Annotated in this window: 8 protein-coding genes; all 8 read left to right on the top strand. The window is 75.7% G+C overall.

Annotated features, from left to right (window positions below; all coding sequences use genetic code 11):
- Positions 1-969, top strand: a 969-nt coding sequence (locus KS423_RS28780) for a glycosyltransferase (RefSeq protein ID WP_224282696.1), incomplete at its 5' end; no start/stop codon positions are given.
- A gap of 396 nt (positions 970-1,365) precedes the next feature.
- Positions 1,366-2,889 carry a sugar transferase gene (locus tag KS423_RS28775; protein ID WP_224282695.1) on the top strand — a complete coding sequence of 508 codons (1,524 nt, stop codon included), beginning with the start codon at positions 1,366-1,368 and terminating at the stop codon, positions 2,887-2,889.
- 6 nt (positions 2,890-2,895) lie between these two features.
- Positions 2,896-4,242, top strand: a complete 1,347-nt coding sequence (locus tag KS423_RS28770) for an O-antigen ligase (protein WP_224282694.1) — start codon at positions 2,896-2,898, stop codon at positions 4,240-4,242.
- A complete protein-coding gene (murJ, locus tag KS423_RS28765; protein WP_224282693.1) occupies positions 4,239-5,978 on the top strand; it encodes a murein biosynthesis integral membrane protein MurJ in 1,740 nt (579 codons plus the stop codon). Before KS423_RS28770 ends, murJ begins: the two co-directional genes overlap by 4 nt.
- On the top strand, positions 5,968-6,393 hold the full coding sequence (locus KS423_RS28760) for a hypothetical protein (protein ID WP_224282692.1): 426 nt from the start codon (positions 5,968-5,970) through the stop codon (positions 6,391-6,393). The genes murJ and KS423_RS28760 overlap by 11 nt, the downstream gene beginning before the upstream one ends.
- Complete coding sequence (locus KS423_RS28755) at positions 6,390-7,505, top strand: glycosyltransferase (protein ID WP_224282691.1); 1,116 nt, start codon at positions 6,390-6,392, stop codon at positions 7,503-7,505. Before KS423_RS28760 ends, KS423_RS28755 begins: the two co-directional genes overlap by 4 nt.
- Before the next feature lie 49 nt (positions 7,506-7,554).
- On the top strand, positions 7,555-8,607 hold the full coding sequence (locus KS423_RS28750) for a Wzz/FepE/Etk N-terminal domain-containing protein (protein ID WP_224282690.1): 1,053 nt from the start codon (positions 7,555-7,557) through the stop codon (positions 8,605-8,607).
- Positions 8,604-9,681: GNAT family N-acetyltransferase (locus KS423_RS28745; RefSeq protein ID WP_224282689.1), on the top strand; the 1,078-nt coding region annotated here is incomplete at its 3' end. The genes KS423_RS28750 and KS423_RS28745, both read left to right, overlap by 4 nt.

Below are 9,681 nucleotides of genomic sequence, written 5' to 3'. Positions count from 1 at the left end.
GGCCCGGGCACCCTCGCCGAGGCCTGGCGGCTGCGCCGGATCGTCCGGGCGGCCGCGCCCGACGTGGTCCACCTGCACAGCGCCAAGGCCGGGTTGGCCGGCCGGCTCGCGGTGCGCGGCGCGGTGCCGACCGTCTTCCAGCCGCATGCCTGGTCCTTCGCCGCCGTCGACGGCGCGCTGGCCGCTGCCACCCTGCGCTGGGAGCGCTTCGCCACCCGCTGGTCGCACCGGCTGCTGTGCGTCAGTGTCCAGGAGCGGGCCGACGGTGTGGCGGCCGGGGTGCACGCCGACTGGGCGGTGGTGCCCAACGGCGTGGACGTGCGCCACTACGCACCCGCCGACCGCCGCGCCGCCCGGATCGCGCTCGGCCTGGACCTGGACGCCCCGCTCGCGGTGTGTGTCGGGCGGCTGTGCCGGCAGAAGGGCCAGGACGTGCTGCTGGCCGCATGGCCGGAGGTGCTGCGCCGGGTGCCGCGGGCCCGGCTGGCGCTGGTCGGCGGCGGGCCGGAGGAGCAGCGGGTGGCGGAGCTGGTGCGGGAGACCGCCGAGCCCGCCCGGGTCCGGCTGGTCGGGGACGTACCGGACCCCCGCCCGTGGCTGGCGGCGGCCGACCTGGTGGTGCTGCCCTCGCGCTGGGAGGGGATGGCGCTGGCCCCGCTGGAGGCGATGGCGGCCGCCCGTCCGGTGCTGCTGACCGACGTGCCCGGCGCCCGGGAGTGCCTGCCGCCGTCCGAGCTCGCGCACGCGGTGGTCCCGCCCGAGGACGCGCGAGCCCTCGCCGTCCGGATGGGGGAAGCGCTGTCGGATCCGATCGAATGTGAGCGGCGCGGCGCCCGGCTGCGTGACCACGTGGTCGGTCGGCATGACGTGCGCACCGTGGTCGAACAGGTGGATGTCCTCTACCGCCACCTGCTGGGCGCCGGCCCGACGGCGGGGCGACGCCGGGCCCGTGTCCCCGAGCGGATCTGATCGTTTCACATGCCGTGAATGCCCGCCGTTTCCGGCGCTGTCGTATTCGCGCCCTCGACCGGATAGGGAGGCGAGGAGTCAAATCTCAAATACCTATTAATGGGCGGCTGGAATGAATTGGCAAGTCAACTTCCGCCCTGTGCAGCCCGGTTCTGTATTGTCGAATTTCGCCTGCTTCGTTCAGATTTCGCGCCGGGAATTCGCGGTTGAGCCCCTCGTGACCGACTCGTTCGTGACCGGTCCCTCCACGATCGGCCCCGCCACCGGACATCCGAAAGCCGCCAGCGGCAGCAGGTGCTGTCAGGACCGCGCCCACCGGGCCGGGACGGCCGCCCAGCGCCAACCGGTGCCGGGGCACCGTCACCCCGGGCACACAGCAGGGGAGATCGTGCGCTGATGACCATTGACCACGACAGTGTGCCGCGATCGGGCGGCCCCCTGGCCGGCCCCCGCCGGCCCGGCACCGGGCTGCTCGACCGTCCGACGGGAGTGGCGCACCCCCGAGTGGTCCCGTCGCCGCGCCGACCCCGCAGGACGGTCCGCGCCCGGCTGGCCCTGTCGCTCGCGCTGGTCCAGGCCGACATCATCGCGCTGTGCTCCGCCGGCGGCATCGCCAACCGTGCCGTCGACCCGGCCGCCCCGCTCGACCCGCTGCTCGGCGTCCCCGCGGTCCTGCCCCTGCTGCTCCTGCTCAACCTGGCCGGAGGCCTCTACCGCTCCCGGCTCACCCTCTCCGTCCTGGACGAACTGCCCGCGCTGGCCGCCCGGGCCGTGGTCGCCACCGCCTTCGCCGTCACCCTGTCCGGCTGCCTCGGCGACTGCTGGCCCGACTGCGGCCCGGCCGGCCCGGCCCGGCTCACCGTCCTGCTCGGCGCCCAGCTGCTGATCGCCGCCGTCGGCCGCGCCGTCCTCTACCACCTGGTCCGGCGGGCCCGCCGCAGCCACCCCAGCCCCGTCCTCGTGCTCGGCGCCGGCCGACTCGGCCACCGGGTCGCCGCCGCCCTCCGCGAGCACGGCGAGTACGGGATGCGCCCAGTCGGTTTCCTCGACGCGGACCCGCCGCTGTTGTCCGGCGACACCGGCCTGCCCGTCCTCGGCGGCCGCGAGGCACTGGAGCGCGAGGTGCGCCGGCACGGCGTCCAGCACGTGATCGCCACCGCCGGCGCCGAGGACGAGGCCGAGACCGCCGCCACCCTGCGCGAGGCCGCCCGGCTCGGCTGCCAGGTCTGGCTGGTGCCCGCGCTGCGCGAGTACGGCTCACTGCCCGCCACCCCGATCACCGGCGGCGACCACCTGTGGGGCTTCCCCTGCCTGCGGGTCGGCCGCCCGGCGAGGCGCCGCCCCGGCTGGGCCGCCAAGCGCGCCCTGGACGTCACCGCCGCCGCGGTCGGCCTGCTGCTGCTCACCCCCGTCCTGGTGCTCTGCGCCCTCGCCGTCCGCTTCGACACCGGTCCCGGCGTGCTCTTCCGCCAGCAGCGCACCGGCCTGGGCGGCCGGGTCTTCACCGTCCTCAAGTTCCGCACCCTGCGCCCGAGCAACGAGCACGAGTCCGCCACCCGCTGGAACATCTCCCAGGACCACCGGATGGGCACCGTCGGCCGACTGCTGCGCAAGAGCTCCCTGGACGAGCTGCCCCAGCTGTGGAACGTCCTGCGCGGCGACATGAGCCTGGTCGGCCCGCGCCCCGAACGGCCGTACTTCGCCATGCGGTTCGGCCAGGCCTACCCCGAGTACGCCGACCGCCACCGGGTCCCGGTCGGCCTCACCGGCCTGGCCCAGGTCAACGGCCTGCGCGGGGACACCTCCATCGAGGACCGGGCCCGCTTCGACAACCGCTACATCGAGAGCTGGAGCCTCTGGCAGGACGTCAAGATCCTGTGCCGCACCGCGGCTCTGATGCTCCACCCGGACGGGAGCTGATCCCGCGTGGCCCTGACCATCTCCGCCTTCCCCCGCCCGGCCTTACGGAAGGCGCTGCCCGCGCTCGCGCAGCGCACCAGCCCGCTGACCGCGGCCACCGTCCTGCTGGTCTGCGTGCCCACCGGGGAGAAGGACGTCGCCGCCGCCGTCCACATCACCGCCGCCGACCTCGCCTCGCTGGCCCTGGTCGCCCTCACCGCGCTCAACCTGCTGCGCGGGCGGCTGCCCGCGATCAGCCGCACCACCTGCGCGCTGTTCGGCGGGATCGTGGTCGCCGCCGCGGTCTCCACCATCGGCTCGATCGACCCGGCCGCCGGCGTCACCGGCTTCGTCCGGCTCACCCAGGTGTTCGTCCTTGTCCCCGCCGCAGTCCTCTGCTCGCTGCGCGACCGCACCGACCAGCGCCTGGTCCTCGGCTCCTTCGTGCTCGCCGCGCTGATCCAGGGCGTGGTCGGCGCGAAGCAGTACCTCACCCACACCGGCGCCTCCTACACCGGCCAGCCGATCCGGGCCGTCGGCACCTTCGGCGCACTCGACGTCATGGCGATGTCCAGCGTGGTCGGCTACGGGCTGCTCGCCGCCCTCGCGCTGGCCCTCGGCGAGCGCGGGCCCGGCGGCAACGCCCGGCTGCGCCGCGCGATGTGCGCCGCCGCCGCCTTCCTCTCCTTCCCGCTGGCCGTCTCCTTCAGCCGCGGCAGCTGGATCGCCACCGGCCTCGCCGCCACCGTGCTGCTGCTGCGCGCCGACGCCCGGCTGCTGGTGCGCAGCGCCGTCCTCGGCCTGGCCGCCGCGGTCGTCCTGGTCGGCGGCCTCGGCCTCGGCGGCTCCGGCGTCACCGAACGGCTCGGCTCGATCGGCTCCGTCTCCGCCGCCCCCGACCAGTCCGTCTCCGACCGGTACGACCTGTGGGCCACCGCCGGACGGATCTGGCAGGACCACCCCGTGCACGGGGCCGGACCCAAGGCCTTCCAGCAACTGCGCGACAGCCGCGCCCCGCTGCGGCTGTCCTCCGGCAGCGATGCCGCCGACGCCACCATCGGCTTCCAGCGCGAACCGCTGCTCTCCCCGCACAACATGTACCTCCTGGTGCTCAGCGAGCAGGGCCTGATCGGCATCACCGCCTACGCCGCGCTCTTCCTCGCCCTGCTGCTCGGCTGCCTGCACCACCGCCACGGCCCCGGGCTCGCCGCACTCGCCCTGCTCACCTGGGTACTGGTCGACTTCCTGTACGCCGACATCGGCGGCACCACCACCGTGCTGACCTCCGTCGTCCTCGGCCTCGCCGCCCGCGCGGCCGCACACCGGCCCGAGCGTCCCGCCACCGGGGCGGCGACCACCGGAGCGGCCCGGTGACCACCGACCAGCCGACCGCCCTCGCCTCCTCCCTCCCGGCCCCCCGCAGCGCCCCCGGCCAGGACCCGGCCGTCGAGCACCACCGGGCCCCCCGGCGCGGCTTCGTCGCCAAGGCCTTCGGCATCACCGTCGTCCTCAGCGCCGCCGGCTCCGGCCTCGGCCTGCTGCGCGACCTCCTGCTGGCCCGCTACTTCGGCGCCAACCAGGGCACCGACGCCTTCCTGGTCGCCTGGACCGTCCCCGAGACCGCCGCACCGCTGCTGATCGAGGACGCCATGTCCTTCCTCATGGTGCCCGCCTTCGCCCTCGCCCTGGTGCTGCGCGAGGAGGACCCGGACGCCCCCGACCCGGTCCGCCAGCTGGTCCGCGCCACCCTGCCCTGGCTGCTGATCGCGCTCGGCGGGCTCGCCCTGGCCGTCGCCCTGGGCGCCCCGGAACTGGTCGAACTCCTCGCCCCCGGCCTCACCGAACCCGACCTGGCCGTCACCTGCACCCGGATCACCGCGATCACCGTACTGCCCTTCGGTGTGGCCGGTTTCCTGGTCGCCGCGCTGCGCGCCCACCACCGCTTCACCGCCCCGGCCGGCATCTACGTCGCCTACAACCTCGGCATCCTCGCCGTCCTGCTCTGCTTCCACTCCTACCTCGGCGTGCGCTCCGCCGCCCTCGGCGTCGCGGCCGGCAGCCTGCTGATGGCCGGCCTGCTGGTGGGCCCCTTCCTGCGCAGGCTGCGCCAGGGCCCGCCCGGCGCCGGCCGAGGCCGCCGCTCGCGCCGGGCCCTGGTGCTGATGCCGCTCGCGCTGCTGCCGGTGGCCGCCTTCACGCTCACCCGCCAGTCCCAGGTCTTCGTCGAGCGCTACCTCGGCTCGGCGCTGCCGCCGGGCACCATCTCGCACCTCAACTACGCCGCCAAGGTCTCCCAGCTCGCCATGACGGCGGGCATCCTGATCTGCACCGTCACCTTCCCGCTGGTCGCCCGGGCACTCGCCGCCGGGGACCTCACCGCCGCCCGCGACCGGGTGGAGCAGGACCTCGGCCAGGCCGCGGCCGTCGTCCTGCTCGGCACCGCCTTCCTGATGGCCTGCGCCCCCTCGGTGGTCTCGCTGCTGTTCGAACGCGGTGCCTTCGGCCCGCACGACACCGCCGCCACCGCCGACGTCATCCGGGTGTACAGCTTCGGCCTGCCCGCCCAGGCACTCATCGGCGTGATGATCCGCCCCTACTTCTCGCTGCGTCCGGTGGTCCGCCGGGCCGACGACCCGGGCACCGAGGACGGCCGCCGCCGGCTGCTGGACTGGTACCCGGCCGCCGCGATGGTTTTCGGCCTCGGCGTCACCGTCGCCACCGGCCTGCTCACCACAGCCGGCTTCGGCGCCCTGGGGCTGGCCGCCGGCAACGCGGCCGGCATCACCACCACCGCCGCACTGCTGCTGCACGGCCTGGTGCTCCGCGGCATCCCGCTGCGGCTGCGCCGGGTGCTCGGCGGCCACGGCCGGCTGGTGGCCGCCGCCGCCGGGGCCACCGTGCTCGGCACCGCTGTCGCCGGACTGGCCGCCGACCCCCTGCTCTCGACCCTCCTCGGAGGCCTCACCGTGGCGCTGGCCTTCGCGGCCCTCGGTACCGGGCTCGGCGCCCGCGAGGTGCGCGGCCCGGTCCTCGCCGTCGCCCGGGTCCTGGGGCCCGTCCGGAACCCGCGAACCGTCGCCGAAGAAGGGAAGCGTCCCCATGGACGATGAACGGGGAACCGTCCGTTCGGCCCGGGCGGGCGTCAGCAACACACCGCCGCACCGGGCACGGCCGCCCAGGAGCCGCCGCCCGGCCGGCGAACCGCCGATCCCCGGCTCCGCCTCGCCGTGGATCCTCGTGTACCACGCGGTGACGGCCGAGAAGGAGGACCCCGGCGGCCCGGGCACCGGCTTCTACTACCCGTACGGCGCCGTCGACCTGCCCGCCGCCCCGGCCGTGCGCGACGCCGGGTACGACCACGCCTGCGCCATCGCGCACTCCCCGGTCACCGGCCGCTTCGCACTGCCCCGCTGCTGCCTCGGCGACCGCGACGGCGCCTGGTGGCTGCGCGCCGAGAAGGGCCGGCACCGGCTGCGCGACGCCGTCACCGAGCTGCGCCGGTCCCGCCGGGAGCCCCGGCCATGAGGGTGCTGCACATCGTCACCGGCCTGGCCTCCGGCGGCGCCGAGCGTCAACTCCAGCTGCTGCTGGGGCACCTGCCGGCGCACCAGCAGTGCGAGGTGCTCGCCCTGACCAATCCCGGCACGGTCGCCGCCGTGCTGCGCGCCGACGGCGTCACCGTCCACCACCTCGGCATGCGCGGCAACCGGGACCTCGGCGCGCTGCCCCGGCTGGTCCGGTTCGTCCGGGCCGGCCACTACGACCTGGTGCACACCCACCTCTACCGGGCACAGCTGTACGGCCGGCTGGCCGCCCGGCTGGCCGGGGTGCGCGCGGTGGTCTCCACCGAGCACTCGCTGCACGCCGGGGTGATCGAGGGCCGTCCGGTCACCCGGGGCGTCAAGGGCCTCTACCTGGCGGCCGAGCGGCTCGGCAGCACCACCGTCGCGGTCTCCCGCCAGGTCGCCCAGACACTGCGCTCCTGGGGCGTCCCGCCCGCCCGGATCGAGCTGATCCCGAACGGCATCGACACCTCCCGCTACCGTTTCCCGCCCGCCGAACGGGCCGCCGCCCGCCGCCGGCTGCGCGCCGAGCTCGGTCTGCCGTACGGGAGTTGGGTGGTCGGCGGGGTGGGCCGGCTGGTGCCCGGCAAACGCTTCGAGGTGCTGGTCGAGGCGCTCGCCGAGCTCGACCCTGCCACCCGGCTGGTGCTGGTCGGCGAGGGCCCGGAGCGCGCCGCGCTGGAGCGCCGGGCCGACGAACTCGGTGTGCGGGCGCGGCTGGTGCTCACCGGTGAGCGCGACGACGTCCCCGAACTGCTGGCCGCCCTGGACGTGTTGGCCGCCCCCTCCACCACGGAGACCTTCGGCCTCGGCGTCCTGGAGGGCCTCGCGGCCGGGCTGCCGGTGCGGCACAGCGCCTGCCCGGCGCTCGACGAACTGCCGCCCAGCGCCGCTCCGCAGGCCCGCCGCATCCCCTCCGAACCCGCCGCCTACGTCGCCGCGCTGCGCGACCTGCGGCCGCTCAGCAGGCACACCGCCGACCCGCTGCCGCACCCCCCGGCCGTCGGCCACTACGACATCGCCCGGGTCGCCTCAGACCTGGGTGCCCTCTATGACCGGCTGGCCCGCGACTGAACGCCCGCCACCGCCGGAAACGCCGTACCAGACCCAAGGAGCCACACCCATGACCACTTCGCGCCGAAGCGCCCGCCGCCTGGTCCGCCGCTGGTGGCCGGTGGTGCTCGCGGTTCCGCTGGGCGCCGCGGCCGGCGCCGGGTACGCCGTCGTCTCGCACCCGTCGTACTCCGCCAACGCCTACGTCCTCGTGGTCGCGCAGAACCCCGGGGAGGCCGCGATCGCGACCAACTTCGCCCAGGCGTACGGCCGGCTGGCCGGCCGGCCGCAGGTGCTCGCGGCGGCCGCCGCCGAGACCGGCCACACCCGGTCCGAGCTGGAGTCCCTGGTGCACGGGACGACCTCCCCGGACGTCCCGATGATCGAGATCACCGGCACCGGGCAGCGCCCCCAGCAGGCCGCCCGGGCCGCCGACGCGGTGGCCCGGGCGCTGGTCGCCTTCGCCAACACCAGCAGCAAGGACACCAACGTCCGACTGGTGACGCTGTCCCCGGCCGCCGCGCCGGACAGGCCGACCACGCCGTCCGGGAAGCTGGACGTCGCGGTCGGCGGCGCGGCCGGGCTGCTGCTGGGCGCGCTGGTGATGACGACCCGCCGTCGGGGCGGCGCGGGGAGGCCGGAGGCCGCCGGGAGCCCCGGAACGCCGCAGACCGCGCAGGCACCGCAGGCCGCACAGGCACCGGAGGCCCCTGCCGCTCCCGTGCCGGTGGCGGTCCCGAGGACGCCGCGCCCGCGCAGCGAGGAGCCGGCCAAGGCCGAGACCGAGTCCAAGCCTGCCTCCGAGCCCAAGGCCGAGGCCGAGTCCAAGGCCGAGGCCGAGTCCAAGGCCGAGGCCGAGCCCAAGGCCGAGGCCGACCCCCAAGCCGAGTCCCAGACCGAGGCCGCGACCGAGGGGACGAAGGTCGGGGGCTCGAAGGTCGAGGGCACGAAGGTCGAGGGCACGAAGGCCAATGGCTCGAAGGGGAAGGGCACGAAGGCCGAAAAGAAGACCGCCGGGAAGACCGACAAGAGCACCGGCGTCGAGCCCGTGGCGGCGGAGCAGCCCCCGGCCGCGGAACAGCCCGCCGCCCGGTCGAAGGCCCCGGCCGGGAGCGGCCGATGAGCACCGAGACCCGCAGAAGCGTCCTGCCCGCCCAGTCGACGGCGCCGGCCTGGACCACCGAGCTGCGCTGCGAGGACGACGCCCTGGACGCCCTCGCCGAGGAGTGGGACGACCTGGCCGCCCGCTGCCGGACGGCCACCTTCTTCCAGGCCTCCGACTGGCAGCGCTCCTGGTGGCGTCACTACGGCCGCCCCGGCAGCCTGCTCGTGGTGCTGGTCCGCCGGGACGACCGGCTGGTCGGCGCCGGCGCCTTCGTGCGCCGCGGCGGGCCGCTCGGCGGCCTGACCGGCCTCGGCGGCGGACTGGTCGACTACACCGACGTCCTGCTCGACGACGAGTGCGCCGACAGGGCCGCCGCCGAGTTCGCCGCCGCCCTCCCGCTCGCCCGCCCGTGGCAGTGGCTGGAGCTGCGCGAGGTGCACCCCGAGGCGGCGGTGCAGCGGGTGTACGAGCACTGGCGCGGCAGCCGCTGCCGCTACCAGGACTCGCTCTGCCAGTACCTGCCGGCCGTCCCGATGGACCAGCTGCTCAAGCGGGTGCCCGGCAAGACCGCCCAGCGCAGCCGGGTGAAGCTCCGCAAGATCGCCGAGGCCGGGGTGAAGGTCCGTTCGACCCCGGTGGCCGAGGTGCCGCAGGCGCTGGACGGATTGCTGCGGCTGCACTTCCTGCAGTGGCAGGCGCGCGGCATCACGCCCGAACACCGCACCGAGCGGTTCGCCCGGCACCTGACCGAGTCCACCACCGGTCTGGTCGCCGCCGGCAAGGCCGCCGTCCACCAGTTCCACCTGGACGGCAGGCTGGTCGCGGTGAACCTGCTGCTGCTCTGCCCGTCCTTCGGCGGGCTGTACATGTACGGCGCGCACCCGGCGCTGCGCGAGCGGCTGGACATCGCCGGGCTGCTGTTCGGCGCGGCCCTGGACGAGACGGTCGGAGCGGGCGTCCCGTTGCTCGGCCTGCTGCGCGGCCAGGAGCCGTACAAGCAGCGCTGGCGGCCGGACCAGCTGTCCAACCAGCGGCTGCTGCTCGGCCCGGCGGGGGCGGCACCGGCGGCCGCCGTCCGGGCCGGGGCGGTGT

Source organism: Streptomyces sp. LS1784 (assembly GCF_020103755.1).
Taxonomy (GTDB): domain Bacteria; phylum Actinomycetota; class Actinomycetes; order Streptomycetales; family Streptomycetaceae; genus Kitasatospora.
Note: the sequence above shows the minus strand (reverse complement) of the source record. Positions and strands in the feature narration are given on the sequence as shown.

Coding starts and splice junctions, on each gene's coding strand:
- KS423_RS28755 (WP_224282691.1), top strand. CDS start 6,390: ATGAGGGTGCTGCACATCGTCACCGGCCTGGCCTCCGGCGGCGCCGAG.
- KS423_RS28775 (WP_224282695.1), top strand. CDS start 1,366: ATGACCATTGACCACGACAGTGTGCCGCGATCGGGCGGCCCCCTGGCC.
- KS423_RS28760 (WP_224282692.1), top strand. CDS start 5,968: ATGGACGATGAACGGGGAACCGTCCGTTCGGCCCGGGCGGGCGTCAGC.
- KS423_RS28750 (WP_224282690.1), top strand. CDS start 7,555: ATGACCACTTCGCGCCGAAGCGCCCGCCGCCTGGTCCGCCGCTGGTGG.